Source organism: Pedobacter endophyticus (assembly GCF_015679185.1).
In the GTDB taxonomy this organism is placed as follows: Bacteria; Bacteroidota; Bacteroidia; order Sphingobacteriales; family Sphingobacteriaceae; genus Pedobacter; species Pedobacter endophyticus.
This window is the reverse complement of the sequence record NZ_CP064939.1, coordinates 767647-793544: the sequence shown is the minus strand read 5'-3', so window position 1 is coordinate 793544 and position 25898 is coordinate 767647. Positions and strand designations below refer to the sequence as shown.

The window sequence follows — 25898 nt, the reverse complement described above, 5'->3', positions numbered from 1 at the left end:
GCGGTTAAAACGGCGGCTCATCGTCGCTATAATCGTCCATTTTAGATGGGCGGATGATCACATTGCTTTGTTTTTCGAAATCTTGTGAGGGGTACATTCCCGCCGATGGATCGGCAGCTGCAAACGAACTCGGGGCGGTAAAATCTTCTTCCAAATCGGTAAACTTTACAAACTTACCCACAAAACGCAGCGGCACAATCCCGGTTTCACCATTACGGTGCTTCGCAATAATTACCTCGCCAATACCAGCTTGCGAGCGGCCTTGCTCATCTTCAGTAATGCCGTAATATTCAGGTCGGTAAAGGAATAAAACCATATCCGCATCCTGCTCAATTGAACCCGATTCACGCAAATCGGATAACATTGGCCGTTTACCCTGCAAACCAGGACGGCTTTCTACCGCACGACTTAACTGCGAGAGGGCAAGTACAGGCACATCAAGCTCTTTTGCTACCGATTTTAAGGCTCTTGAAATACTACCAATTTCCTGCTCACGGTTTCCGCCGCCCTTACCGCCTTCACCTTTACCGTGCATCAGTTGAAGGTAATCGACAATGACCAATTGAATGTCGTATTGCGACTTTAAACGACGGCATTTTGCCCTGAATTCGAAAATGTTTAATGCTGGCGTATCGTCAATTAGCAGCGGAGCCTCAGTTAAACGCCCAATTTTGCTATGCAGTTGTTGCCATTCCCACTCTTGTAAATTGCCTTTCCTAATTTTTTCCTGTTCAATTTCGGCTTCACCAGAAATTAAACGATTCACCAACTGTACAGACGACATCTCGAGCGAGAATACCACGGTTGGCTTCTGGAAATCGACCGTTGCATTTCTGGCGCAGGTGAGTACGAAAGCCGTTTTTCCCATCGCCGGACGGGCAGCAATAATTACCAGATCCTGCTTTTGCCATCCCCCGGTAATTCTATCGAGCCCTGTAAAACCAGTGGGAACACCCGTCAAACCGTCGGTTTTTGTTCTCAGTTCTTCAAGCGTGGCCAGCGATTGCTTGATGATATCATCCATCTTTTGTGTATCTCTACGCAAGTTATTTTGGGCAATATCAAATAAGCCTTTTTCGGCATGATCTAATAAATCGAAAATGTCGGTTGTATCCTCGTAGGCATTCGTAATAATATCTGTCGAAATTCTAATCAGTTCCCTTTGAATATATTTTTGGGAAATGATACGGGCATGAAATTCGATGTTTGCTGCCGAAGCAACACGATTGGTGAGGTTAGTAATATAATAAGCGCCGCCAACCATTTCGAGTGTACCCATTTGGCGTAGTTCGGCTGTTACCGTTAAAATATCAACGGGCTTCGATTTCTCGAACAGCATGTGTATGGCAGCAAAGATTTTTTGGTGTGCCTCCTGATAAAAAACCTCTGGTTTTAAAATGTCGATTACCGCAGAAAGTGCATCTTTTTCGAGCATTAACGCACCCAAAACGGCTTCTTCCAAATCCAACGCTTGTGGCGGAAGTTTACCCATTGTGTTTACTGTGGTGTTTAATCTTGCTTTTCGGGCAGATATACTGTTTTTTCCGCCTTGTTCATTATCAATACTCATTCAACAAAAGTAGTTAAATTTTAACGCCATTGTTTTAACAAGTTACTAGTAGTTTGTTAACAAATTGATCGTTAATCGGATTAATTTTCGAACTTTTAGAAAATCGAAAATCTTTTAAACAAGTAATTGTTAATAAGCCAAAATTGATTAGGGCTAAAGTTTTTAAATGAATACTTTTGCCTAATATTTCAAAACATGGATAAATTTAGAAGACCACAACGCGCAAAAGAGAACAATGAATTTGTATTTGGTATCAGAGCCGTTATTGAAGCGGTTAAAGCAGGTAGAGATATTGAAACAATTTATCAGCAACGCGGCCTGGGTGGCGATTTATTTCTTGAACTGAAAGCCCTTTTGAAAGACACGCTTATTCCGCTAAACTCGGTTCCGGTAGAAAAGCTGAACAGAATGTCGACAAAGAACCATCAAGGTGTAATTGCGGTAATTTCGCCGATAACCTATCAAAATATCGAAGACATTGTTCCCTCGATTTTCGAGAAAGGGGAGGTTCCGCTTATTTTGGTGCTGGATAGTGTAACTGATGTGCGCAACATGGGCGCTATTGCCCGTACGGCTGCATGCGTGGGTGTTCATGCCATTGTTGTTCCGCTTAAAAATGCTGCTCAAATTAACGCCGATGCAATTAAGACTTCCGCGGGGGCGCTGTTTAGTATTCCAATCTGCCGACACGCAAATCTCCATAAAACGTGTTTGTTCTTGCAAGACAGTGGATTGCAACTTGTGGCTTGTACCGAGAAAACAAATGATTTGATTTATGCACCCGATTACACGATGCCAACGGCTATCATTATGGGCTCGGAGGATGAGGGTATTTCGAACGATTTATTAAGAATTGCAGATCATTTGGCGAAAATACCGATGGCGGGCAAAATTGAATCGCTAAATGTTTCGGTTTCTGCAGGCGTAATCTTGTACGAAGCGGTAAGACAGCGTACGGTGTAGGTTTTCAGTTTTCGGTTATCAGTTTCCAGTTTTCAGCTCCATTAGATAGAAAATTTCAGGCGACAATTTGTTTCCTTATTGGGAAATCTTTACCTTTAACAACAAACAAATGAAGCCGAATTTTGAGATAGAGTTATTGCCCGAAGCAATTGAGTTTTTAGAGAACCTTGATTCCAAAGCGAGAGAAAAGATTTACTACAATATGAAAAAGGCTCAGTTTTTAAGCGATAGTGAAATTTTCAAAAAATTGAACGACTTCATCTGGGAATTCCGAACGTTAAGCAACAGTAAGTCATACCGGCTTTTTTCGTTTTGGGATAAAGTAAATGGGAACAAAACTTTGGTAGTGGCGACGCACGGAATTTTGAAAAAAACCCAAAAAACGCCGGCAAAGGAAATTAAAAAAGCCGAAGAGATAAGAAATCAGTACTTCGATAATAAGACGAACAACAGATAGCAATGACAGCAAATAAACTTAAAACCGTTTCAATCGATGTTTTGATTGACAAGCATATAGGTGAGCGTGGCACCGAACGGCGTGAGGCGTTTGAGAACGAATTAAAAATTGACTTGTTAGGCCAAGCTATTAAACAGGCTAGACAAGAACGCAACTTAACTCAAGAACAATTAGGTGAAATTGTTGGTGTACAGAAGGCTCAAATCTCTAAAATTGAAAACAGTGTGAAAAATGCAAGGTTCGAAACCATTTTAAAGGTATTTGATGCGTTAGGGGCTAAAGTGAGCTTTAATGTAGAGTTAAATAATGAGAAATTGGCCTATTAAGAAAAGCCTGTCTACAGCGTGCAAAATCTAGTCTTCCGTTTTTCCTCTCTCCATTCTTGGTAACGTTTAAAAGAAGTCAAGCTTTTATGCACATTGCATAAAGCTTGACTTCTTTGTATACTAAATAAACTTGTTGCCAAATCTCGATTTTACTTCGGCCACAAATTCTTTTACTTTTTGTTCGTCATCTCTCGGGCAAACCATCAACATATTGTTATTTTCAACTACAATATAATCGTGTAAGCCGTTTAAAATAACCAGCTTATCTTTCGGTACGTTAACCATGCAGTTTGACGAATCGAACATAATCACCTGTTCTGATGGGATAACCGCATTGCCCACATAATCTTTTTCGGCCATTTCGTAAATAGAGGCCCAGGTGCCCAAGTCACTCCAACCAAAATCGGCGGGCAGCACGTAAACATTTTCCGCTTTTTCCATAATGCCGAAGTCGATAGAAATGTTTGTACACTGAAAATAGGCGTTGTTGATAAACTCTTTCTCGCCGCCCTTATTCAGTTCTGATCTTCCGACATTAAAAATTTCGTACATATCGGGAAGGTGCTTTTCGAAAGAAGCTAAAATCGATTTTGCCGACCAAATAAAAATCCCCGCGTTCCATAAGAAATCGCCACTTTGAAGAAACGATTTGGCCAATTCCAAATTTGGTTTCTCGGTAAAAGTTTTCACTTTGTGGAGGTCGTTATCAGTAGAAAGCACGTAGTCGGTATGCTGAATGTAGCCATAGCCTGTATCGGGGCGGTTTGGTTTAATTCCTAAAGTAATCAGGCAATCGTTCTTCGAGGCCGCATCAAGCGATTGTTCGATAGAGGCAATAAAACCATCAACATTGGCAATGGTATGATCGGAAGGGGCAACAACAATAGTGGCATTCGGGTTCAGCTCATATATTTTTAAGCTTCCGTAAGCAATACATGGCGCTGTATTTCTCATCAGCGGCTCTGCCAAAATCTGGTTGTCGCCGATGTCCGGCAATTGCTCTTTTATCAGGTCCGAATAAATTTCATTCGTAACTATAAAAATGTTTTCTGGCGGGCAAACCTTCAAAAAGCGCTCATAAGTGCTCTGGATAAGTGTTTTTCCAACACCAAAGAAATCAATAAACTGTTTCGGATACTCTGTTCTACTAACTGGCCAAAAACGGCTTCCAACGCCGCCCGCCATAATAAGTGCGTAATAATCTTTATTCATTTTAGCTTTTAAGTTACACTAATCCCCTGCTTGGGCGTGGTGCAAATGGATGATGCCAAAGTAAGTATTTTGTTTTAGAACTGGCAACAGTGTAATGTTATTTTGTTTAATTATGTGAACCCGATGTTTTTCTGGTGTTTCGATTTAGTGCGCTGCTTTGAAGTAAAGTGTGCTGGTATGACGGCTTGGTATGCTGTACACGCCACACGGTATTGTGATTTTTCTGTGCGTATTTGCATCGCAACAGTCCCAATTGGCGCTCCTTGCGGTTTCGGCGTTGCTGCAACATAGTAGTTACAATTGCTGCAAAAAGTTTTAGGTTGGTTGAATTGCAAATCTCCAAATTTTGATCGTTTGCCCTATAAGCAGCCTGTAAACGGACCTGATGACGCATTTTTTACTTTTAACAGAGAAAAAAATTGTTGGCCGATGCTTGAAATTATGCTAAAATTATGTTATTTTGGATAGAAAAATAGCATCGCATATTTTAATACACAAAATGGACGTGAAAAAGTCGTTATTTGATAACCTGCAAAATTTCTTCGGGTTTGATAATTTCAAAGGTGATCAGGAGTCGATCATTACAAATATTTTAGAAGGCAATAACACATTTGTTATCATGCCAACGGGCGGAGGAAAGTCTATTTGCTATCAATTACCAGCTTTAATGAGCGAAGGAACAGCAATTGTTATTTCTCCATTAATTGCATTAATGAAAAACCAGGTGGACCAATTACGGGCCTTTGGTGGAAATGACAGTATTGCTCATTTTCTAAATTCATCCCTAAACAAATCTGAAATTACTCAGGTGAAATCTGACCTTTTAAGCGGTCAAACGAAGTTATTATATGTGGCGCCCGAATCCCTGGCAAAGCAAGATAATATTGAGTTTTTAAACCTGATCAAAATTTCGTTCGTTGCAGTCGACGAAGCGCATTGTATATCGGAGTGGGGCCATGATTTTAGACCGGAATACCGTAAAATTAAACAGGTAATTGCTGGCTTAGGCAACAACATTCCGATTATTGCTTTAACCGCTACGGCAACGCCGAAGGTTCAGCAAGATATTATGAAGAACCTTGGCATGTCTGAGGCGACCCTCTTTAAGTCGTCGTTTAACAGGCCAAACTTGTTCTACGAAATCCGCCCGAAAAGGGATGTAACCAAGGAAATTATTAAGTACATTAAGTCGAACCCGGGTAAATCGGGCATTATCTACTGCCTCAGCCGCAAAAAGGTGGAAGAGGTTGCAGAGGCGTTAAACCTGAATGGCATTAGTGCACTGCCTTACCATGCGGGGCTTGAGCCAAAAGTTAGGGCCGAAACGCAGGATAAGTTCTTAATGGAAGATGCTGAGGTTATTGTAGCAACAATTGCCTTTGGTATGGGGATCGATAAGCCTGATGTTCGCTTTGTAATCCATCACGACGTGCCAAAAAGCATGGAAGGTTACTACCAGGAAACGGGTAGGGCCGGACGCGATGGCGGCGAAGGGGTTTGTGTTGCATTCTACTCGCAGAAAGACGTTGATAAACTGGCGAAGTTTATGAAAGACAAGCCTGTTTCTGAGCGTGAGATTGGTACGCAGATTTTAAAAGAGGTAATTGATTATGCCGAGTCTGGTGTTTGCCGTAGGAAGCAGATTCTTCACTATTTTGGTGAGAATTTTAATGAAACGGGCTGCAACTGCATGTGCGATAATTGTAAGAAGCCGAAAAAGCAGTTCGATGCGGAAACGCAATTATCAACTTTGCTTCAGTTTATTGATAAGGCGGGAGAAAAATTTGATGATGCACATCTTTTAAACGTTTTCTTAGGGCTGGAAACGGCACAAACCATTGCTTATGAGCACAGTAAAGTTCCTGAGTTTGGAATAGGAAAGCAAGAGGGTGAGTTGATGTGGAAGTCGATCATCCGCCAGGCCGTTTTAAATAATTTCTTATTTAAAGATATCGATAACTACGGTTTGCTTAAGCTTACCAAGCAGGGCCGCGAATTTATTGCTAATCCGTATCACCTCAAATTCATTTTAAATGAACCGATTGGCGATGGTGTAGAGGAAGAGGATGACGATGCGAAGCACGGAACGGCTGCATTAGATACCAACCTTTTATCGTTGCTTAGAGATTTGCGCAAGAAGATTGCGAAGCAGAAAAATGTACCTCCGTTTGTGGTTTTCCAAGATCCATCGTTAGAGGAAATGTGTACGCATTACCCGATTTCGATGGAAGAGCTTCGACAAATCTCGGGCGTTGGCTCGGGCAAGGCCATGAAATTTGGTGCTCCTTTTATCGAGTTGATTAAGAAATATGTGGAAGATAATGACATTGAGCGTCCGATTGACCTGATAATAAAAACCCAGGCCAATAAATCGCAGATGAAAGTTTCTATTATCCAAAATATCGACAGACAAATTGGGTTAGAGGACATTGCCGATTCGAAGGGCATTACTTACGAGGAAATTTTGAAAGAGGTTGAATCGATTGTAAACTCTGGCACAAAGCTTAATTTAAACTATTTTATCGACGAAGTAATCGATGATGATCGGCAGGATGAGGTTTTTGATTATTTCAGGGCGGCCGAAAGTGATTCGATAGATGCTGCACTTAACGAACTTGGAGAAACAGATTACACGCGGGAAGAGATTCAGTTGATGCGCATTAAATTTATGTCTGAGCTAGGAAATTAAGATGGACTTGAGATACTAGATATGAGATTTGAGAGAATTTGCCACTCAGGTCTCATTTTCAAGTCTGGTACATGATATTTTCTATATAAGCTGAAATTAGGGTTTTAAACCGTTGAGTTGAAGTGTCGTCATTGCGAAGGCGCCGCAGTCAAGCTACCAATGAATAAAAGTTCGTCATTGCGAGGCACGAAGCAATCTCATTTCGTAAATTAGATTGCTTCGGCTCGCACAGACCCGGCCTCGCTACAAAGTAGCCCCTTTGGGGCAATGACGCTTCGCCAAAAAAACTTGTATCCCAACTGCTTTGTTTTTTTAAAACTGACCTTTGAGGATGAGGACCGCTCATAGTTGGCGTTCCACGCTAATCCATTTATATTTATCAGTGAATTTTAATTTCCTTGCGCTCAAAAGGTAAAAACGAATTCTACTTCTTCCTTTTTTTGAATAATGCCAACACGTTCCGGATATGCTTTGCCACTTCCGCATTTTGCCGGCTTTCACCCGTTTCAATATATCGATTTACTTTTCCCTCGCATTCTGCACAAAATCCTTTTAGTATAATGTCATTCAAGTTATTTAAAAAAGGTTTGTAATCAACAATCGTCGATGCTCCCCGGCAGGTTGAACAATATGAATTTTCAAATAAAATATACAAGTTTTTGTATTGGTCGGCCATTATAAGTTCAACATCATATTCTTCTTATTACTATATCCATTTTTTCTAGATCTTGGTAATCACGAACGAAGTTCTTCGGTTATTTTTTCTGCCACTTTCAGTTTTATTATCGGCAATTGGCTTGCTTGCGCCGAAGCCTTTAAAGGTAAGTCTGTTTGGTTGGATGCTGTTTTTGATCAGGTATTCGTAAACGGCATTTGCTCTGCGTAGCGACAGTTTTTCGTTCAATTTTGCATCGCCGACGTTATCGGTATGCCCCTGAATTTGGATATTTACATTTGTGTTTTGCTGCAAGAAATCGATCAGTAGGTTAAGCTCCCTGATTGATGCGGGCAAAAGGTTGAATTTATTGGTATCGAAGAAGATATTTCTTAGCGTTACGTTACCACCTTCTTTTATCTTTTCGATATACACCTCCAGTTGGTACGGCTTGCTGATGTCGCTGGCTTTTAATTCAAAATTTTCGGAATAAAATAAATAGCCGTCGGCATTAACGTTGAACAAATAGTCGCTTCCGATTGGCATCACGGCTAAAAACTGTCCGGTTTCCGAATCCGTATAATCATCAAACACGGTTTTATTGGTTTTTAAATCGATAACCTGAACGTTACTTTCAATTGTTTTCTTAGTGTCTTTATCGCGAACAATCCCTTTAACATACGAAACCTTTAACGGTTTGGCGGCTTCGGGCATCCCAAAGCTATAAATGTCTTGACTGCCGAAGCCATCCTTTAAGTTGGAAGAAAACATCCCAAAATTTCCGTTGGCGCTCACAATCAACCCGTTTTCATCTTCGAAGGAATTAAGTGGGTAGCCCATGTTTACGGGCTTTTTAAAGGCTCCCGCATCGTCCATTCTACTGTAATAAATGTCTTTGTTTCCGAATCCGGGCCAGCCGTCTGACGAGAAATAAAGCGTTTTTCCATCGGCATGTAGAAACGGGGTATTTTCATCGTAAGCGGTGTTTATTTCGGGGCCGAGATTGATTGCGGGGCCCCATTTTGCATCGTCGGTAATGGTACTTTTCCAAATGTCGTAACCGCCAGATCCTCCCGGCCGGTTGCTAATGAAATACAAGGTTCTGCCATCGGGACTAATGGCGGGCTGGGATTCCCAATATTCTGAATTAACAGGCTTCCCAACATTATACGGCTCACCCCAGCCTTTTCCTTCGCGGTGCGACACATAAATATCGCATCTGCCAAGTCCATCGGGTCGATTGCAGCCGGTAAAAAACAGATATTTTCCATCGGGCGAAATCGTTTGAGCACCTTCATTATAGCGTGCAGTGTTTATATTGTTAGATAAGGGGCTGGCCAGCGTCCACGCATTGTTTTTAAACTGCGAGGTCCAGAAATCTTCATTTCCGTTTACCTGACGGGTAAAAATCAAGGTTTCGCCATCGGCGGTTAAGGCGGGAAAATATTCGGCATCGGTTGTGTTTACTCCATTGCCCAAATTGGTTGGCGTATATTTCACAGGGCTTTTAATAGCGACCTTAGCAAAATCGCAGTCGAGCAAGTATTTTTTTGCCCTTTTTACTCTGTCTGAAGCACTATTGAGCGCTAAAAACTCATCGAAATGTTGCCTGGCCTTATCATAATCCTGCATGGCAAATTCCATTTCGGCAAGGTTATAAATTACGGGGGGTGCAACGTTTTTATTTATCGAAATTGCTTTTTCAAACGCATTCTTTGCAGCACTATATTTTTTTTGAATGCGATACACGTCGCCCAAAAGAATATGTGCGGACTGAAATTGCGGATCTTCTTTAACTGCGTTCTCCAGGTTTTGAGCTGCGGAAGCATAATCCTGTTGCTGAACAAACTGGCCTGCTTTTTCGAAAGCAATTTGCGCTTTTCTGTTTGTTGAGCTTTGCGCAAGGCACAAAATACTCGAGATGCAAAAAACTAAAGAAAACCAGTATTTCATTACATTAACATTTGGTTAAAGCTAATGTATTGTTTTTAAGGAATATTTAAAAATTTATGGGTTTGCAAAGATATCTCCCATTTGGGGTTGGCCATTACATAATCGATAATCATGGGCGTAATTTCCTTCGATTTAGACCATTCTGGCTGAAGATATAATTTGCAGTTCGGCGATACCATTGCGGCATATTCCTCTGCCCATTTAAAATCGCTTTTGTTGAAAACAATTACCTTAAGCTCGTTGGCAACTGGTGTAATATCGGGCCGAGGTGCTTTGAACTTTTTTGGCGATAGGCAAATCCAGTCCCAATTGCCCGAAAGTGGATAAGCGCCAGAGGTTTCAATAAAGGTCAAAATTCCACGCTCTTTAAGTTTCGCGGTTAAATAATCGAGGTTATAAATTAAGGGTTCGCCGCCTGTAATTACTACGGCCTTACCGGGGTGCTGATCGGCATTAGCTACAATTATGTCGGCTGGGGTTAACGGATGCATCTCGGCATCCCAGCTTTCTTTTACATCGCACCAGTGGCAGCCCACATCGCAACCACCTAAGCGAATGAAATAAGCCGCTTTCCCCGTGTTAAATCCCTCGCCCTGAATGGTGTAGAATTCTTCCATTAAAGGAAGCAATGTGCCGTCGTCTGGTATGTGTTGTTTCATTTTTGAGGATGCAAATATCTTAAAAAAATATGGTGTAGCCGTTTCTCTTTCAAAAATTAGTGGAAAGATGAAATAACACTGATATTTAAATACTTAAATTAGCGCTATGAAGTGGTTTAAAGCGCTGAATAAAGTCCAACTTCCGGGGTTGAATGCCATTAAGACCGTAAATGTGAACGGTAAACAACTTTGTATTATTAATAATGAGGATAACATGATAGCTACGCAGTCTTCATGCCCGCATGCGGGTGGCCACTTTTCTGGTGGATGGTGCAAGAACGGCCATTTAGTTTGCCCGATTCACCGCTACGAATACGATTTGGAAACGGGAAGAGGAGCGGAGGGGCAAGGCGATTATATCGATATTTACCCTACCGAGGTGCGTGAGGATGGTTTGTATATCGGTTTTGAAGAAAGTTGGTGGAGCAAGCTTTGGGGGTAATGTTTCCTTATAAAGTACAAGCCGTGTATCAGTTTTTAGGTGGTCGCTGCGTCGGCATTTCAGTTTAATGAACCGGAGTGTTAGTTTAATGAACCGGGGTGTTAGTTTAATGAACCAGGATGGCAGTTTAATGAACCGGAGTGATAGTTTAATGAACCGGGATGGCAGTTTAATGAACCAGAGTGATAGTTTAATGGACTGGGATGGCAATTTAATGAACCGGAGTGATAGTTTAATGAACCGGGATGGCAGTTTAATGAACCGGAGTGATAGTTTAATGCATCAGGGCGCTCAATGTCATTTAGTTAAGGATAAAATTATAGAACATTGTCACCCTGAGCGGAGTCGAAGGGCGGATGTTAATGGTTTTATCCAATAAAAAAGGGCTTCGACTGAGTTATCTTGAGCGAAGTCGAAAGGCTCAGATCCGATAGCTATCGGATGACACGGAGCAGGCTCAACTAAATGACACTGGGCGGGCGCTCAGGGTGGCATCGCCACTAAATCAAAGCCTTTCTAAAACCAATTTTATTGCGTTTTCTACAACTTTATCGGGTTCGCTGCTAAACTGGAAATTTACGCGGCTGGCTAAAATGGCATTAATTGATAGTGCTTTATGCCCTAAAACGTTGGCTAAGGCATAGATGCCTGCGGTTTCCATTTCGAGGTTTGTAATTCGATACTGGTTGCTTTTAAAACTGCTTACGAGATTTATAAAATGGGGAACAGCGTTTTGCGCCCTCACCAGGCGACCCTGCGGTGCATAAAAACCGGGGGCTGTAACAGTAATCCCCGTGGGTAAATCTTTTCCGATGGTATTTAAAAGGTTTTCATCAGCAGCATTTAAATAAGGATTAATCTTCTGAAAGCCTTTAAAATGAACTTTAATCTCTTCGAGCAAGGCAGCGTTACTATTCAGTTCGGGGGGTAGATAGTAGTTCATCAGGGCATCCATACCAAGGCCGTAAGCGGAGGCCAAAATGGTTCCCATGGGGATATCGGGCTGTACTGAACCGGAAGTGCCAATGCGGACAATATTTAATGAAGTAAGTTCTTGCTTAATTTGGCGAGCGTTGAAATCGATATTAACCAAAGCATCCAGTTCGTTAAGAACAATATCGATATTATCTGTTCCTATACCTGTAGACAGGACAGTGACCCGTTTTTTGCCGACAAAGCCGGTATGGGTAATAAACTCACGCTTTCCCTTTTTTAGCTCAATAGTGTCGAAATGTTTGCTTACCTGGCTTACACGATCAGGGTCGCCGACGGTAATCACCGTTTCTGCTACATCGCCGGGCAATAGGTTGAGGTGGTAAATGCTGCCATCGGGATTGATGATCAAATCACTTTGAGCTATTTTCATAGGTTGTAACGGCTTTGGTTTGCTTAAATCGTTTGTATATACTTCTGTTTTACGTTTTCGAGCTTATCGAATCTGGCCAAAACATGATTGAGTTGCGCCTTTCTAATCTCAATTCGCAGTAAACAGTCCACGTCAAATTGTTGTTTTAATACATCAAGGTTTTCGTCTTTGACCAGTTTCATCACATGGTTCATTTGCAAGTAGTTGAAAGTAATCTCATATACATCGTTAATGGTTTTTGTAATGACATTTGCGGATGCGAGGGCCTCTAAACTCGCATTTTTATAGGCATTGATTAAACCTGGCACGCCCAACAATGTTCCGCCGAAGTACCGAACCACAACAACCAATACATTTGTAATGTCGGCTGAGAGCAGGCAATTGAGAATTGGCCTGCCAGCGGTGCCGGATGGCTCCCCATCGTCGTTTATCCTGAAAACGGAGCGATCGGGCGTTAACCGGTAAGCGTAACACCAATGTCGTGCTTTTGCATGCTCGGCCTTTAAATGGGTTAAAATTGGCTTTACCTGATCTTCTGAGCGAATGGGGTACGCGTAGGCGATAAACTTGCTTCCGCGATCGCGAAATATGCCTTCTGATGGGCTTTGGATAGTTTTATAGGAGTCGTCAAACAGCATCTTGCGATAGTTTAATAAAGATGATGGCCACGAGGGCGAGGATAATTCCGGCGTAATTCAATTTCGTCAATCGCTCTTTAAACACCAGCACGCCTATTAAGGTGCCTACAATGATTACGCCGAGGTTCATAGCAGCAAAAACCGTCGATGGATTCTGCGCCAGTGCTTTATGTGCCTTCATATAAAACAAGATGTTGCCGAAGTTAAAAATTCCCAATATTGCGCCGCAGGCTACATTTACCAGTTGAAGTTTAGTTTTTCGGGTAATTGCCATTGCAGTAACAATGAATAGCGATAGGATAAACGACAGGCAAAAAACAAGAAAAAGCGAAGTGGTGTAGGGTGCGGCCTTATAAAGTGCTATTTGCTTAAAAAGAACGTCGATAACGCCAAAACCAACAAAAACCATAATGGGGTAGAGCCACCTGCGATTGTTATTGCCCTGATCGGATTTTCGGATAAAGGTGAGCACTATGGCCGGAAAACCGATAGCTAAACCAATTATTTTAAGGTTATTAAAATCTTCTTTAAAGATAAAATAGGCAGCGAGAATTGGAATAAACAAAGAAAGCCGTTGGGCAATATCGGTTTTAACGATGCCTAGATTTTTTATTGAGGCGGCCAAAAACAGAAATATGGAGGGAAGTAAAATGGCAAGCGAAATGTAAACTGGCCACGGGGAATCGACATTTATCGCCGACACTTCGGGCTTAAAAAAGAGGAAGCAAAGAATTAATGCTACGAAGTAATTTACGGTAACGGCTTGTATAATGCTGATTTGATAACGTTTCGCCAGCTTTAATAATACAGCTACTGTAACGCTACAACAAATACTTAAAAGGATAAAAATCATGGGTTTATGCTATTAATATAAATCGATAGTTTATCGGGCCCGATCTGGATTTGTTCGGTGAGGTTGCCGCCTATGCTTGGCGAGGCAATTCCTTCCGTCCAGCTGTTGGCAGATGAAAATATGCGGGCCTCATCCCAAAGATTGGTTTCTAAAAACTGTTTCAAAATGTTAACGCCGCCTTCGATGATTACCGATTGAATATCCATGAGATACAGTTGAAAGGCAATTTTTTGGCCGAGATAGAAATGCATGTCTTCCATTTGGATATAGTGAATGTTATCCACTAAATCGGTTTTAATCTCATTAAAGATGATTGTTTTGGCTTCGTTATTATAGATGTGGTTGCTTTGTGGAACCTGCAGATTTTTGTCGATTACGAGCCTGATCGGGTTTTTCCCCGGCCATTCTCGTGCAGTCAATTGCGGATTATCCATCAATGCGGTTTTTTTACCGATTAAAATGGCATCTTCTTCTGTGCGCCACTGGTGAGCGAGGCGTTTTGCCAAATTGCCGCTTATCCATTTCTGATGGCCATCGGCAGTGGCAAAAAAGCCATTGGCGGTTTGGGCCCATTTTAATATAATGTAAGGGCGTTGCTGTTTAATCCGGGTAAAAAAGCGACGGTTGAAGTGTCGGCATTCGGCATCTAAAATTCCACTTACCACCTCAATGCCTGCGTTTTTAAGTTTTTCAATCCCTTTTCCGTCGACACTGGCAAAGGGATCGCGGTTGCCGATAACCACTTTTTTAAGTTGGTGTTTTACCAATAAATCGGCACAGGGGGGCGTTTTTCCGAAATGGGCACAGGGCTCTAAATTTACATAAGCCGTGGCTTTCTTCAGCAGCTCCTGGGCCTGGTTGCCGTATTTTTCAATTACTGAGCTGATGGCGTTGGGCTCTGCATGTGGTTTTCCATAGTGTTGGTGGTAACCCTGGCCAATAATCTGCCCATCGGCAACAATTACGCAGCCCACCATGGGGTTGGGGCTCACATTGCCCATCGCAAGTGCAGCCAGTTCTAAACAGCGTGTTATGTAAAATTCATCGCTCATTGGGGCAAAAGTAGTAAAAAATGGCCGATGGAACTGATAAAATAGGATTGTTATCGCAGCAAATAAGTAATTTTGCAAAAATGAAAATTGAAGCACTTAAGGAAGATTTTATCATCGAACTGGAGCCTTTGTACGATGTGGATGAAACGAAGAATTTGTTCGGTTTGGCGCTTGAACACGTTCTGGAAATTCATTATAATAAAATCAGACTGCTTGGCGACCTGGATTTGAGTTACCTGCAGGTGCAAAAGCTGTTAACGGTACTTAACGATCTGAAAATCGGTAGGCCGATACAGTACATTTTGGGCGAAGCTCATTTTTACGGTTCAGTTTTTAAGGTTAACGAAAGTGTATTGATCCCGAGGCCAGAAACGGAGGAGCTGGTAGATTGGATCATTAATGAAAATTTGCCGGATGTAAGGGTTCAAAAAGGCCTGCTCGATATCGGCACCGGCTCGGGCTGTATACCAATAGCCCTGAAAAAGCACTTGCCCAACTTTGCTGTTTCTTCAATAGATATCTCTGGAAAAGCGATAGCTGTTGCTGTACAAAACGCGAAAGCCATTGGGGTGGAAATCGATTTTATTGAGGCAGATATTCTTGGTTACGAAAGTGAACAAAAATTTGATGTGATTGTTAGTAATCCGCCTTATATCAGAGCTTTAGAAAAAGTTGAAATGCATGCCAATGTATTAAAGCATGAGCCGCATCTGGCCTTGTTTGTTGCTGATGATGATCCGCTGGTTTTTTATAATGCTATCGCAGCCTTTGCTAAAACGAACCTCAAAGCTAAAGGACAACTTTACTTCGAAATAAACGAATATTTAGGTAAGGAAACAGTTGAGCTGCTAAAGGCTAAAGGATTTAATGATATTGTGTTACGGAAAGATATGCATGGGAAAGATAGAATGATAAAGGCGAAGGTTTAAGACCTTGGGTGAAACTGGGTAATTACCTCTCTCAAATAATCTCGATCTACGTGCGTGTAAATCTCGGTAGTGGTAATACTCGAATGCCCTAACATTTCTTGTATTGCCCTTAAATCGGCGCCGCCCTCAATTAAATGGGTAGCAAACGAGTGCCGGAGGGTGTGGGGACTGATGCTTTTCTTTAATCCGGTAGCTACGGCCAACGATTTAATTAAATTAAACACCGAAATTCGTGAGAGCTTTGCCCCAAACCGATTTAAAAAAACGTAATCATCATTGCCTTTCTTAATTTTAACGTGTACCCGCACCTGACTAAGATAAATATCCAGGAGCTTCAACGCCGTGCCGCCAATGGGTACCAAGCGCTCCTTGTTTCCCTTACCGATAACCTTTATAAACTCGATTTGCGGATAGATATTGGATATTTTAAGTTCTGTTAGTTCGGTAACGCGAAGCCCACAACCGTACAATACCTCGATAATGGCCTTGTTGCGCATTCCTTCTGGCTTTGAGGCATCGATGGCAGAAATAAGATCGTTAATTTCGTGTATGTTGAGGGTGTCGGGCAGCTTTCTGCTCAACTTGGGTGCTTCGATCAAAGCCGTTGGATCGTTTTGAATTTCATTTTCCAACATCAGGTAGGTAAAAAAAGCTTTTAAACCCGAAATTACCCTTGCCTGGGTGCTGGGCAGCATGCCCAATTGATTCAGCCACGATAAAAAGGACCGTAGATCGCCGACATTTATCGCAGCGAGCGAAGGCGATTGATTTATGGATTGAAAATATTGTTGCAATTTATCAATGTCGCTTAAATAAGCATGTACCGAGTTCGACGATAGGGAACGCTCGAGCTTTAAATAAGTTGTAAACCCTTTAATATGTGACTGCCAAAGCATGTTTTATTTAAGATTTTTTATAACATTGCAACGTTACAATAAATAATGTTGCAAGATATCATGAAAATACAAATTATTAACGGTCCGAACTTAAATTTGCTTGGTGTACGCGAACCATCAATTTATGGCAGCACGAGCATTGAAGATTATGTGAAGGAGTTGAGGTCGATTTATTCGATTATAGAGATTGAGTACTTCCAGAGTAATGTTGAGGGCGAGATCATTAACAAACTGCACGAAGTGGGATTTAGTTACGATGGTATTGTGCTGAATGCGGGGGGCTATACGCATACCTCCGTAGCAATTGCCGATGCAATCGCCGCCATTAAAACGCCTGTGGTAGAGGTGCATGTATCAAATATTTACGCCCGCGAGGAATACCGCCATATTTCGTTAACCGGGAAAAACTGCCAGGGCGTACTTACCGGATTCGGAATGAAGGGCTACCGATTGGCCATTGAAAGCTTGTTGATGTAGTCAGCTTAATAACCTTTAAATCTAATATCATGAAAAAATTAACGTTCTCCCTATTGTTTTTTTTCAGTGCTTTAGTGGTCAACGCTCAGTCTGCACCCACAAAAACCGTATTAAACGAAGCTACGGTTGTTAGGGGCGAAGATGGAATGGTTTATCCGTATGCGGTATGGCGAAAGTTGATGCAAACAGGCAAGTATGCGATAAAAAACCGGAAAACGGTTACTGATAGCGGTAAACCGGAATACCTGATTTATAAATTGAACGAGGAGGAAAAGGTGGCCTACTTTAACCGAATGCCGAAACCAAAACCAAGTGAATCTTTTAAAGAAGAAGATGAGTTTAAAGGTTTCAAGGTGACCGATATAAACGGAAACAAGTTCGATTTAAAAACAGCAAAGGACAAGGTAATTGTTTTGAATTTTTGGTTTATCAATTGCCCGCCATGCAGGCAGAAAATTCCACAGCTTAATGAACTGGTTGCGGCATATAAGGATAATCCAGACGTGATATTTTTAGCCATTGCAACCGACAGCAAATATGAGCTGAATAACTTTTTAAAGTCGAACCCTTACGCGTACAATGTTGTAGATGGAGGGCGCTACATTGCCGATAAATTTAATGTGAGGCTATACCCAACGCATGTGGTTGTAAACAATGGTAAGATAAAATTTAGCACTGTGGGTTTGGCGCCGAATACCATTCATTGGATAAAGAAATCGATTGATGAAGCTTTGGCGAAGTGAAGTTTTTGAGTTGGGAGTTTGGAGTTTTGAGTTGGGAGTTGCGAGTTTGGAGTTTGGAGTTGTGAGTTTGGAGTTGCGAGTCTGGAATATTGAATTGATCTTACAGTATAGCGCTAGGTAGGAAGGATGCTGGATCAGGCCCAGCATGACGAGGTGGCTAAGCTAAAAAATTGAGTCTTGAGTCCTGTGTCTGGAATGTTGATTGGATCTTTATAGCATAACGCCAAGCTGGAAGGATGCTGGATTAAGTCCAGCATGACGAGGTGGCTAAGCTAAAAAATTGAGTCTTGAGTCTTGAGTCTTGAGTCCTGAGTCTGGAATGTTGATTGGATCTCTATAGCATAACGCCAAGCTGGAAGGATGCTGGATCAAGTCCATTATGGCGAGGTGGATAGGCGAAATGACGAGCCAAAGCGCAATTAAATGCCAACTATGAACGTACGTCATCCTGAACTTGTTTCAGGACCTTCCTTATACTCTGAATTTAAATTTAGCATTAACTAGGACGAGATTGCAAATCTCGACCAACACTGAAGGATCTAATAAACAAGTCAAGTTTCAAAAAACTTGACTTCTTTGCCAGTTCACAAGGCGATTAAATTTTGCCCAACTGGCTAAAGTATTTAATCTTCTTTACAAAAAACGCCCAGACTACGCTTTTATGATACACGCCTGTATGTGCTGCAAAGGCTTTTTGGTGGCCGCTTCGCTTTTTGTTTGTTTTAGCAATCGCTTTAACAAAGTGCCAATGCCCCTTGCTTACCGCTAATGTAAACTTTGGCTTGCCCGATAAAAGAAAATGCCACCAGGCAACAAAATCGATCGCCATTCTAATCATTATCCTAAAAAAAGCATCGCCCGCAGGCAGATTCTTTTGCATAATAATTAAGTTGTTCCTAAAATTTAAATAGGTTTTAAACGGGTTTTCAGCCTGTAAGGTGCCGCCGCCAACGTGGTAAACCTCAGCTGCCGGGCAATACACTACTTTGTAGTTCATGTTTTTTAATCGCCAACAAAGATCAATTTCTTCCATGTGGGCGAAAAGATCGGCATCTAATCCGCCCGCTTCTTTCCAGCACTTGCTTTTAATAAAAAATGCGGCTCCGCTTGCCCAAAATATTTCAGTTTGCTGATTATACTGACCGTTATCGGTTTCAAAAACGTTAAATAACCGGCCACGGCAAAATGGAAATGCATGAATATCTAAATAGCCCCCGGCGGCGCCAGCATATTCAAACTGGTTTTTGTTGGCCTGCCATTTAATTTTCGGCTGTGCTACTGCGATTTTGGCATCGCTTTCCATCAGGTCTATTACGGGCTTGATCCAGTTGGGCGGTACTTCAACATCCGAATTTAACAACACGAAATAATCGGCCTCCACTTGCTCTAATACCTTGTTGTAGCCACCGGCAAAACCGTAGTTTGCTTCATTCCTTATCACCTTAACCGTTGGGAAACTGGCTTCGAGGTAAGATACTGAGTCATCTGTTGAAGCGTTATCGCCCACAATGATCTGCAGGTTATGGTACGATGACAGTAAAAGGGATGGTAAAAATTGCGCTAAAAACGCTTTTCCGTTCCAGTTTAATATAACAACAGCTACTGAGGGGTTCATTTTGTTATTCGGGCTTAAACTTCCAGCGTTTGTGGCTCCAGAGCCAATATTCGGGATGTTCATTTATAATATCTTCTAAAAATTTAAACTGCAAGTTAGTAATTTCATAGTCTTTCGTTAGCGAGGGCTCCATACACATCGGCAAAATATCGACATGGTAATAGCCCTTTTCAATTACGTTGACTTTAAAATAGTAAATGGGCCGATTGGTTGACTTAGCAATTTTTTCGATACCGAGAAATGCGGCTGTGGGCTGGTTTAGAAAGTTGACATAACAGTTTGATTTCTCTTGTTTTGGGGTTTGGTCGCTCGCGAAACATAACAGTGTGGGTTCGTTTTTATAGGCGGCCATTCCTCTTAAGGTTTGTTTCATGGCGATAAAGACGTTGCCATAACGTGTCCTCAGTTTATCAAACCAGGTTTCGAAAACTTTATTGTTAATGGGTTTATAAATAACGAGTGCTTTTGCGGAAATACTTGCGCCGAGTGCCAACATACCCATTTCCCAGTTTCCATAATGCCCGGTGCAAGCCAAAACGCTTTGGCCGGCTTTAAAATGATGCTCTAACTTATCGAGGCCCGAAAACTTCACGCGTTTTAACAGCTGCTTTTCAGAAATAGAAGTGAGCTTAATGATCTCAAAGATCAGGTTGGCCAAAAATTTGAAAAACTTCTTTTCAATAGCGGCGATTTCCGTTGTCGTTTTCTCAGGAAAGGAGCGAACCAAATTCTCGCGAACTACTTTTTTTCGATAGCCAATTACGTAATAAAGCAGATAATATAGTAATCTTGCAAAAAAAAACAAAAGGGGCAGTGGTAACAGCGATATCAGGTACAAAAAAAATACGCCTAAATGCGCAATCCCTCTTTTAATCATTATTTTTAACACGTTTCAGCTACAAACATAAATCTTCAAATGCATAATACAGCTATACTTCCTTTATTTTATCTTCCGCCGGTTGGTTACTTTAGCTTATTACAACAAGTTGCGCCGGATTTTTTGATCGAAAAAAACGAACATCTGGTTAAGCAAACGTACCGCAACCGGGCCAGCATTTATTCGCCCAACGGGAAATTGGATTTGACTGTGCCGCTTGTAAAAGGCGCTAAAACACATACGAAAATGAAGGATGTAAAGATTAGCAACGATTATAACTGGCAGCGCCTGCATTGGCTGAGCCTGGAAACGTGTTACCGCAGTTCGGCTTATTTTGAATATTACGAAGATGAACTGTCGCGTTTTTATACGCAAACATTCAATTTTTTGTTCGATTATAATTTCGAGCTCTTGCAATGGCTTACAAAAAAGCTCAAATTAACTATCAACTTGGAAACCACTGCAACTTATGAAGACAATGTTGCGGCCGAGCTTGATTTTAGGGCGATGATGAACCCGAAACGGAAAGAGGATATTGTAAACAATAAGCCATATTACCAGGTATTTGAAGACCGGCACGAGTTTTTACCCAACTTAAGTGTAGTGGATTTGTTATTTAACCAAGGCCCGCAAGCCAAACTGTACTTGTAAACAATGAAAAAGGAGAAACCAAGCAGTAAACGTAAGCGTTATAAAATACCCGAGCCCGGCACCAGTCCTGGTTTATATATTATTGATGGCGAAGCGCTTAAACCCAAAATTGTTCTGCATACCTATAATGATAAGTCTTACAAAAAGGAGAAGATAAAAAATATCAGTAATCTCGATAAATTAATTGAGGACAAAGATTTTTTTTATTGGTTGGATATCAGGGGCCTGGGCGACCCGAATATCTTCGAAACACTTTACTCGAAGTTTGACATTAGCAGATTGGTACTTGAAGATATTACGAGCTCTTACCAACGCCCAACGATAGATGAATACGACAACGACAATTATATTTTTGCGGTAAGCAGACACTTATATTTGGATGAAAATGATACATTGATTAATGAGCAGGTTTCGTTTATTCTTTCAGATCATACGCTAATCACTTTTCAGGAGACTTATGTAGACTGTTTCGAGCCGGTTAGGAAACGCCTGGAAATAGGTAAGGGCAATATCCGGGTTGGCGGAAGCAGCTATTTAATGTATGCCATTATGGATGTAATCGTGGATCAGTATTTTTCGCTGCTGAATTTTTGGGGCGAGGAACTGGATGCGATTGAAGACCGACTGTATGCGCATCCGGATAAGCGCATTATGCACGATACGCAGGCCATAAAACGATCGCTGATTACCATTAGGAAAGCGGTGTGGCCTGAACGCGACAAGTTGAATGACATTATCAGATCGGACAGCCCCTTAATTTCTGAGCTGACCAAAACGTACATGAAAGATGCTTACGACCACTGCATCCAAACCATCGATTTTATTGAATCGCTAAAGGAAATTGCCTCGGCCAATATCGATATGAATCTTTCGATTATTAGCAACCGGATGAACGAGATTATGAAAGTGCTAACCATTATTTCGTCTATTTTTATTCCCTTAACATTTATAGCCGGTATTTACGGCATGAACTTTAGCAGGGAAGACCCGGTAACAGGCAAGGTAATGCCCGCTAATATGCCGGAGCTTTATAGCCCCCACGGTTACATCTGGACCTGGGTAGTGATGGGTGTAATTGCAGTTGTTCAGATTATTTATTTCTGGCGAAAAGGCTGGTTTAAGTAGAAGACGAGTTCGGAGTTTTGAGTTGAGAGTTGGGAGTCTTGAGTCCGGAGTTGGGAGTTGGGAGTCCTAAGTCGGCAGTCTTGAGTTGGAAGTCCAGAGTCCCGGGGGTGGAATTTTAGGAGCATATTCTTAGCGCTTTGTATTTCGTTGCCGCTCATTGCCGTTGACTTTAGTCAACGGGTAAATGGTTAAGGAATAGGCGCATAACCTATGTACGCGTGCTTAGCGCTTTGCATTTCATTGCCGTTGACTTTAGTCAACGGGTAAATGGTTAAGGAATTAGGCGCATAACCTATGTACGCGTGCTTAGCGCTTTGCATTTCATTGCCGTTGACTTTAGTCAACGGGTAAATAGTTAAGGAATATAGCCGCATAACCTTTGCCCGAGTGCTTAGCGCTTTGCATTTCATTGCCGTCGACTTCAGTCAACGGATAAATGGTTAAGGAATTAGGCGCATAACCTTTACCCGCGTGTTTAGGCGCTATCCATTTCATTGCCGTTGACTTCAGTCAACGGTTAAGGAAGTTTGAGCGTATAACGCTATCCATTTCATTGCCGTTGACTTCAGTCAACGGATAAATAGATTTTATTTTTAACAAATGCGCCTGTTCTTATGCAAAATCTAGAAAAATTATTAAATTGATCGGATGATCAGCATCATAATGGCTTATTCACTTCGCCATGCTCCAGACTGATCTAGCCCAATTTAACACACATCAATGCAGTCATTCGAGATAGATAAAACCGACGTACAAAAGGTTAAAAAAGCGATTTTAGCTGGCGATGAAACTTTAAAGGAAGTTTTAGAGGAATATCATGCCTCAGAGATCGCCATCTTATTTGAGCGTTTAGCCAAGTCAGAGCAACAATATATTATTAACCTGCTTCCTGCCGAAATTGCCTCCGAAATTATTTCGGAGATGGATGAAGAGTCGCACCCCGAGGATCTACTGTTTCAACTTCACCCCGACAAGCGTACGGAAATTGTTGAGGAGCTCGATTATGACGATGCTACCGACATTATTTCGCAGCTTGAAGATCATGAGCAGCGTGAAATTCTCGAAGATTTAGAAGATGATCACGCCTCAGAAATTCGAAACCTCTTAACCTACGACGAGAAAACGGCGGGTGGTTTAATGAATACCGATTTAATTTGTGTAAACATTAACCTGACCAAAAAAGACGCCCTGGATGAAATTATTCGTCAAAGCGAGGAGATGGAAGAGTTTTACACCATTTATGTAATCGACGACGAGCAAAAATTCAGGGGAATTGTATCGTTAGAAGATATTGTTAAGGCGAGGCACAGTGCCAAGATTGTAGATCTGGTAAAAATGGATGCCGTTTACGTCCATCCCGATACCGATCAGGAGGAAGTTGCCGATCTCATTTCGCAATACAATTTAACCAGTATCCCGGTTATTGATAATTATGAAAAACTTTTGGGCCGCGTTACTTTCGATGACGTGATCGATGTACTTGAGGCTGAAAGTACGGAAGATATTTTAAAAATATCAGGGGTTTCAGAAGATGAGGAACTGAGCGGTAACTGGGTGGAGGCCGTAAAATCGCGTTTGCCATGGTTAATTATCAATTTAGGCACGGCCTTTTTAGCTTCGTCGGTTGTGCGTTACTTCGACCCCACCATTAAGCTGATTCCGTCTTTGGCGGCCTATATGACCATTATTGCCGGGATGGGCGGAAATGCCGCCACTCAGGCGCTTGCGGTAACAGTAAGGCGTATATCACTTTACGATTTGACTGATAAACAAGCCTATCGAACCGTGTTAAAGGAATTTACCGTTGGATTGATCAATGGTGCCGCAAATGGAATAATTGTTTTTGTGTTTGCCTTTTTGTTCGACGGAAATCCCATGCTCGGATTGGTTATCTTTTTGGCAATGACAGGGAATTTGGTGATAGCAGGGGTAACCGGCGCCGGCATTCCACTAATTTTGAAACGTGTTGGAATTGATCCGGCCATTGCATCATCTATTATTATTACTACTTTTACCGATGTTTTTGGTTTCCTTTTAATTTTAGGGTTATCCAGTAAACTATTATTATAGCATAAAAAGAAATCTTGATCCCGATGCAAACAACACGACACGATTGGACAAAAGAAGAAATATACGAAATTTATAACCGGCCATTTCTAGATTTGGTTTATGAGGCGGCAACCATTCACAGAGAAAATAAAGATTATAACGAAGTACAAGTCAGTTCGTTAATATCCATTAAAACAGGTGGCTGCGCCGAAGATTGTTCATACTGCCCGCAGGCAGCACGTTACCATACCGACTTGGAGGTTCAACCCTTAATGCAGGTGAGCCAGGTGGTAAGTGCGGCAGTTAAAGCTAAAGAGGGTGGGGCATCGCGTTTGTGTATGGGCGCTGCATGGCGTGAAGTACGCGATAACCGCGATTTTGACCGCGTTATTGAAATGGTAAAGGCTGTTAACGATATGGACATGGAGGTTTGTTGTACCCTAGGTATGCTAACCGAAAACCAGGCTCAGCGCCTCGCCGATGCAGGTTTATATGCTTACAACCACAATATTGATACCTCTGAAGATGATTATAAACGCATTATCTCTACCAGAACTTACGACGACCGTTTAAACACCATTAAAAATGTGCGTAAGGCCAAACTAACTGTTTGTAGTGGCGGTATTATTGGCCTGGGTGAAACGGTGGAAGACCGTGTTTCGATGTTACAAACCTTATCAAACATGGAAAAACATCCGGAATCTGTTCCGGTGAATGCGCTGGTTCCGGTAAAGGGCACACCTTTAGAAAACCAACCACGGGTACCGATTTGGGATATGGTGAGAATGATTGCCACCGCACGCATCGTAATGCCAAATTCGGTGGTGCGTTTATCTGCGGGAAGAAACGAAATGAGCACGCTTGAACAAGCTTTCTGCTTTATGGCCGGTGCAAGCTCTATTTTTGCGGGCGATAAGTTGTTAACCACACCAAACCCGGCATTTATTGATGATATGGCAATGTTTGAATTGCTGGGGCTCAAAACCAGAGATGCTTTTAAAAACGGTAGACCAGAAAACACCCGCATTGAACAAGCGGTTGTTTAAAATAGACCATATGTTATACACAAAAAGCGGCTAAAGCCGCTTTTTGTGTTTTATCGTAAGAAAAGAGATGTGTGCACCCCACAGCAGATCCTTCTAAACCGCTGTTACGCGTACTTCGATATTTCCTTTAGTGGCTTTAGAGTACGGGCAAACGGCATGTGCTTTATCGGCCAACGATTGTGTTTCCTCGGCGGTTATCCCTGGGATATGCACATCCAAATCGGCCGAGAGTCCGTAACTGTTGCCATCTTTATTAAACGATACCAAAACTTTAACATTTGCGTCGCTTACATCAACTCCCGCCTTGCCAGCAATTGTTCCGAGTGCACCTAAATAACAGGCGCCCCAGGCTGCCGCAAACAATTCTTCGGGGTTAGTGGCACCACCTTGTCCGCCAAGTTCCTTTGGTTTTCTAAGTTGAAGATCTAATACTCCATCACTCGATTTAACATGTCCGTCTCTGCCTCCGGTTGCTGTAACCTCGGCGGTATATAACTTTTCCATAATTTCTGTATAGTGACTTGTTTGTAAACTAAAGTAACGTTATCACCTCGTTATTGTTTGATATTACTGTTAGCAGACGGCTCGATATTGATCTTCCCTTCCTTTTTTCTTTACAATAGCGATTTCGTTTCGTGTAAAAAACCAATTGTTG

At 41.8% G+C, this 25898-nt stretch carries 26 protein-coding genes; 13 read left to right on the top strand and 13 right to left on the bottom strand.

The genetic code is table 11. The annotated features are described in order from the left end of the window. Positions 1-4: 4 nt before the first annotated feature. On the bottom strand, positions 5-1570 hold the full coding sequence (gene dnaB, locus IZT61_RS03175; protein WP_196099750.1) for a replicative DNA helicase: 1566 nt from the start codon (positions 1568-1570) through the stop codon (positions 5-7). Positions 1571-1765: 195 nt separating this feature from the next. On the opposite strand from dnaB, the gene rlmB reads away from it, so the two are divergent. The 3 genes from rlmB (at position 1766) to IZT61_RS03160 (ending at position 3316) form a co-directional block, all read left to right on the top strand. Continuing rightward, positions 1766-2533 carry a 23S rRNA (guanosine(2251)-2'-O)-methyltransferase RlmB gene (gene rlmB, locus IZT61_RS03170; RefSeq protein ID WP_196099749.1) on the top strand — a complete coding sequence of 256 codons (768 nt, stop codon included), beginning with the start codon at positions 1766-1768 and terminating at the stop codon, positions 2531-2533. 109 nt (positions 2534-2642) lie between these two features. After that, a complete protein-coding gene (locus tag IZT61_RS03165) occupies positions 2643-2990 on the top strand; it encodes a type II toxin-antitoxin system RelE/ParE family toxin (protein ID WP_196099748.1) in 348 nt (115 codons plus the stop codon). Between the two features lie 2 nt (positions 2991-2992). After that, the gene (locus IZT61_RS03160) at positions 2993-3316 is read left to right on the top strand and encodes a helix-turn-helix domain-containing protein (protein ID WP_196099747.1); all 324 of its coding nucleotides are present in this window, start codon (positions 2993-2995) and stop codon (positions 3314-3316) included. Between the two features lie 120 nt (positions 3317-3436). Here the strand turns inward: IZT61_RS03160 and IZT61_RS03155 are convergent, their stop codons facing one another. After that, positions 3437-4528 carry a mannose-1-phosphate guanylyltransferase gene (locus IZT61_RS03155; protein WP_196099746.1) on the bottom strand — a complete coding sequence of 364 codons (1092 nt, stop codon included), beginning with the start codon at positions 4526-4528 and terminating at the stop codon, positions 3437-3439. Positions 4529-5027: 499 nt separating this feature from the next. On the opposite strand from IZT61_RS03155, the gene recQ reads away from it, so the two are divergent. Continuing rightward, entirely contained in the window at positions 5028-7217 is a 2190-nt protein-coding gene (gene recQ, locus IZT61_RS03150) for a DNA helicase RecQ (protein ID WP_196099745.1), read from the top strand. A 721-nt stretch (positions 7218-7938) separates the two neighbouring features. Here recQ and IZT61_RS03145 read toward each other — a convergent pair. Beyond that, positions 7939-9825 (bottom strand): OmpA family protein, encoded by a 1887-nt coding sequence (locus IZT61_RS03145; protein WP_196099744.1) that lies wholly within the window; start codon positions 9823-9825, stop codon positions 7939-7941. Between the two features lie 35 nt (positions 9826-9860). After that, positions 9861-10484 (bottom strand): 7-carboxy-7-deazaguanine synthase QueE, encoded by a 624-nt coding sequence (locus tag IZT61_RS03140; protein WP_196099743.1) that lies wholly within the window; start codon positions 10482-10484, stop codon positions 9861-9863. Positions 10485-10590: 106 nt separating this feature from the next. Here IZT61_RS03140 and IZT61_RS03135 point away from each other — a divergent pair, with 106 nt between their 5' ends. Together IZT61_RS03135 and IZT61_RS03130 are read left to right on the top strand one after the other, a co-directional pair. After that, positions 10591-10926: a Rieske (2Fe-2S) protein gene (locus tag IZT61_RS03135; protein WP_196099742.1), complete on the top strand. Its 336-nt coding sequence runs from the start codon at positions 10591-10593 to the stop codon at positions 10924-10926. Between the two features lie 67 nt (positions 10927-10993). Further along, entirely contained in the window at positions 10994-11305 is a 312-nt protein-coding gene (locus tag IZT61_RS03130) for a hypothetical protein (protein ID WP_196099741.1), read from the top strand. A gap of 126 nt (positions 11306-11431) precedes the next feature. Here the strand turns inward: IZT61_RS03130 and IZT61_RS03125 are convergent, their stop codons facing one another. Genes IZT61_RS03125 through ribD form a run of 4 tightly spaced genes read right to left on the bottom strand, consistent with a single transcriptional unit; the run spans position 11432 to position 14835 of the window. After that, a complete protein-coding gene (locus tag IZT61_RS03125) occupies positions 11432-12292 on the bottom strand; it encodes a nucleoside phosphorylase (protein ID WP_196099740.1) in 861 nt (286 codons plus the stop codon). A 23-nt stretch (positions 12293-12315) separates the two neighbouring features. After that, complete coding sequence (locus IZT61_RS03120) at positions 12316-12930, bottom strand: IMPACT family protein (protein WP_196099739.1); 615 nt, start codon at positions 12928-12930, stop codon at positions 12316-12318. After that, positions 12920-13783 (bottom strand): DMT family transporter, encoded by an 864-nt coding sequence (locus IZT61_RS03115; RefSeq protein ID WP_196099738.1) that lies wholly within the window; start codon positions 13781-13783, stop codon positions 12920-12922. Before IZT61_RS03115 ends, IZT61_RS03120 begins: the two co-directional genes overlap by 11 nt. Beyond that, complete coding sequence (ribD, locus tag IZT61_RS03110) at positions 13780-14835, bottom strand: bifunctional diaminohydroxyphosphoribosylaminopyrimidine deaminase/5-amino-6-(5-phosphoribosylamino)uracil reductase RibD (protein ID WP_196099737.1); 1056 nt, start codon at positions 14833-14835, stop codon at positions 13780-13782. Before ribD ends, IZT61_RS03115 begins: the two co-directional genes overlap by 4 nt. A gap of 20 nt (positions 14836-14855) precedes the next feature. Here ribD and prmC point away from each other — a divergent pair, with 20 nt between their 5' ends. After that, complete coding sequence (gene prmC / locus IZT61_RS03105) at positions 14856-15764, top strand: peptide chain release factor N(5)-glutamine methyltransferase (protein ID WP_230383834.1); 909 nt, start codon at positions 14856-14858, stop codon at positions 15762-15764. Here the strand turns inward: prmC and xerD are convergent. Further along, positions 15761-16660, bottom strand: coding sequence for a site-specific tyrosine recombinase XerD (xerD, locus tag IZT61_RS03100; protein ID WP_196099736.1), 900 nt, complete (start codon positions 16658-16660; stop codon positions 15761-15763). The genes prmC and xerD overlap by 4 nt on opposite strands. Before the next feature lie 60 nt (positions 16661-16720). Between xerD and aroQ the strand changes: the two genes are divergently transcribed. Next, a complete protein-coding gene (aroQ, locus tag IZT61_RS03095) occupies positions 16721-17137 on the top strand; it encodes a type II 3-dehydroquinate dehydratase (RefSeq protein WP_196099735.1) in 417 nt (138 codons plus the stop codon). Positions 17138-17166: 29 nt separating this feature from the next. Next, positions 17167-17880: a TlpA family protein disulfide reductase gene (locus tag IZT61_RS03090; protein WP_196099734.1), complete on the top strand. Its 714-nt coding sequence runs from the start codon at positions 17167-17169 to the stop codon at positions 17878-17880. A gap of 595 nt (positions 17881-18475) precedes the next feature. Here IZT61_RS03090 and IZT61_RS03085 read toward each other — a convergent pair. After that, the gene (locus IZT61_RS03085; RefSeq protein ID WP_196101201.1) at positions 18476-19495 is read right to left on the bottom strand and encodes a glycosyltransferase family 2 protein; all 1020 of its coding nucleotides are present in this window, start codon (positions 19493-19495) and stop codon (positions 18476-18478) included. A 4-nt stretch (positions 19496-19499) separates the two neighbouring features. After that, the gene (locus IZT61_RS03080; RefSeq protein ID WP_196099733.1) at positions 19500-20372 is read right to left on the bottom strand and encodes a lysophospholipid acyltransferase family protein; all 873 of its coding nucleotides are present in this window, start codon (positions 20370-20372) and stop codon (positions 19500-19502) included. Positions 20373-20411: 39 nt separating this feature from the next. Between IZT61_RS03080 and IZT61_RS03075 the strand changes: the two genes are divergently transcribed. Further along, positions 20412-21023, top strand: coding sequence for a WbqC family protein (locus tag IZT61_RS03075; RefSeq protein WP_196099732.1), 612 nt, complete (start codon positions 20412-20414; stop codon positions 21021-21023). Between the two features lie 3 nt (positions 21024-21026). Beyond that, the gene (gene corA, locus IZT61_RS03070) at positions 21027-22148 is read left to right on the top strand and encodes a magnesium/cobalt transporter CorA (protein WP_230383833.1); all 1122 of its coding nucleotides are present in this window, start codon (positions 21027-21029) and stop codon (positions 22146-22148) included. Between the two features lie 336 nt (positions 22149-22484). Here corA and IZT61_RS03065 read toward each other — a convergent pair whose 3' ends face one another. Next, complete coding sequence (locus IZT61_RS03065; protein WP_196099731.1) at positions 22485-22643, bottom strand: hypothetical protein; 159 nt, start codon at positions 22641-22643, stop codon at positions 22485-22487. Between the two features lie 225 nt (positions 22644-22868). Between IZT61_RS03065 and mgtE the strand changes: the two genes are divergently transcribed. Then, entirely contained in the window at positions 22869-24218 is a 1350-nt protein-coding gene (mgtE, locus tag IZT61_RS03060) for a magnesium transporter (protein ID WP_196099730.1), read from the top strand. A 23-nt stretch (positions 24219-24241) separates the two neighbouring features. Next, positions 24242-25243 (top strand): biotin synthase BioB, encoded by a 1002-nt coding sequence (gene bioB, locus IZT61_RS03055; protein WP_196099729.1) that lies wholly within the window; start codon positions 24242-24244, stop codon positions 25241-25243. Positions 25244-25336: 93 nt separating this feature from the next. Here the strand turns inward: bioB and IZT61_RS03050 are convergent, their stop codons facing one another. Further along, positions 25337-25747 carry an organic hydroperoxide resistance protein gene (locus tag IZT61_RS03050; RefSeq protein ID WP_196099728.1) on the bottom strand — a complete coding sequence of 137 codons (411 nt, stop codon included), beginning with the start codon at positions 25745-25747 and terminating at the stop codon, positions 25337-25339. Between the last annotated feature and the right edge of the window lie 151 nt (positions 25748-25898).

Coding starts and splice junctions, on each gene's coding strand:
- IZT61_RS03155 (WP_196099746.1), bottom strand. CDS start 4,528: ATGAATAAAGATTATTACGCACTTATTATGGCGGGCGGCGTTGGAAGC.
- IZT61_RS03120 (WP_196099739.1), bottom strand. CDS start 12,930: ATGCTGTTTGACGACTCCTATAAAACTATCCAAAGCCCATCAGAAGGC.
- aroQ (WP_196099735.1), top strand. CDS start 16,721: ATGAAAATACAAATTATTAACGGTCCGAACTTAAATTTGCTTGGTGTA.
- corA (WP_230383833.1), top strand. CDS start 21,027: ATGAAAAAGGAGAAACCAAGCAGTAAACGTAAGCGTTATAAAATACCC.
- ribD (WP_196099737.1), bottom strand. CDS start 14,835: ATGAGCGATGAATTTTACATAACACGCTGTTTAGAACTGGCTGCACTT.
- IZT61_RS03115 (WP_196099738.1), bottom strand. CDS start 13,783: ATGATTTTTATCCTTTTAAGTATTTGTTGTAGCGTTACAGTAGCTGTA.
- IZT61_RS03065 (WP_196099731.1), bottom strand. CDS start 22,643: ATGAAATGGATAGCGCCTAAACACGCGGGTAAAGGTTATGCGCCTAAT.
- rlmB (WP_196099749.1), top strand. CDS start 1,766: ATGGATAAATTTAGAAGACCACAACGCGCAAAAGAGAACAATGAATTT.
- recQ (WP_196099745.1), top strand. CDS start 5,028: ATGGACGTGAAAAAGTCGTTATTTGATAACCTGCAAAATTTCTTCGGG.
- IZT61_RS03085 (WP_196101201.1), bottom strand. CDS start 19,495: ATGAACCCCTCAGTAGCTGTTGTTATATTAAACTGGAACGGAAAAGCG.
- IZT61_RS03130 (WP_196099741.1), top strand. CDS start 10,994: ATGAACCGGAGTGTTAGTTTAATGAACCGGGGTGTTAGTTTAATGAAC.
- IZT61_RS03125 (WP_196099740.1), bottom strand. CDS start 12,292: ATGAAAATAGCTCAAAGTGATTTGATCATCAATCCCGATGGCAGCATT.
- IZT61_RS03050 (WP_196099728.1), bottom strand. CDS start 25,747: ATGGAAAAGTTATATACCGCCGAGGTTACAGCAACCGGAGGCAGAGAC.
- IZT61_RS03165 (WP_196099748.1), top strand. CDS start 2,643: ATGAAGCCGAATTTTGAGATAGAGTTATTGCCCGAAGCAATTGAGTTT.
- IZT61_RS03080 (WP_196099733.1), bottom strand. CDS start 20,372: ATGATTAAAAGAGGGATTGCGCATTTAGGCGTATTTTTTTTGTACCTG.
- IZT61_RS03145 (WP_196099744.1), bottom strand. CDS start 9,825: ATGAAATACTGGTTTTCTTTAGTTTTTTGCATCTCGAGTATTTTGTGC.
- IZT61_RS03140 (WP_196099743.1), bottom strand. CDS start 10,484: ATGAAACAACACATACCAGACGACGGCACATTGCTTCCTTTAATGGAA.
- mgtE (WP_196099730.1), top strand. CDS start 22,869: ATGCAGTCATTCGAGATAGATAAAACCGACGTACAAAAGGTTAAAAAA.
- bioB (WP_196099729.1), top strand. CDS start 24,242: ATGCAAACAACACGACACGATTGGACAAAAGAAGAAATATACGAAATT.
- xerD (WP_196099736.1), bottom strand. CDS start 16,660: ATGCTTTGGCAGTCACATATTAAAGGGTTTACAACTTATTTAAAGCTC.
- dnaB (WP_196099750.1), bottom strand. CDS start 1,570: ATGAGTATTGATAATGAACAAGGCGGAAAAAACAGTATATCTGCCCGA.
- IZT61_RS03160 (WP_196099747.1), top strand. CDS start 2,993: ATGACAGCAAATAAACTTAAAACCGTTTCAATCGATGTTTTGATTGAC.
- IZT61_RS03090 (WP_196099734.1), top strand. CDS start 17,167: ATGAAAAAATTAACGTTCTCCCTATTGTTTTTTTTCAGTGCTTTAGTG.
- IZT61_RS03135 (WP_196099742.1), top strand. CDS start 10,591: ATGAAGTGGTTTAAAGCGCTGAATAAAGTCCAACTTCCGGGGTTGAAT.
- IZT61_RS03075 (WP_196099732.1), top strand. CDS start 20,412: ATGCATAATACAGCTATACTTCCTTTATTTTATCTTCCGCCGGTTGGT.
- prmC (WP_230383834.1), top strand. CDS start 14,856: ATGGCCGATGGAACTGATAAAATAGGATTGTTATCGCAGCAAATAAGT.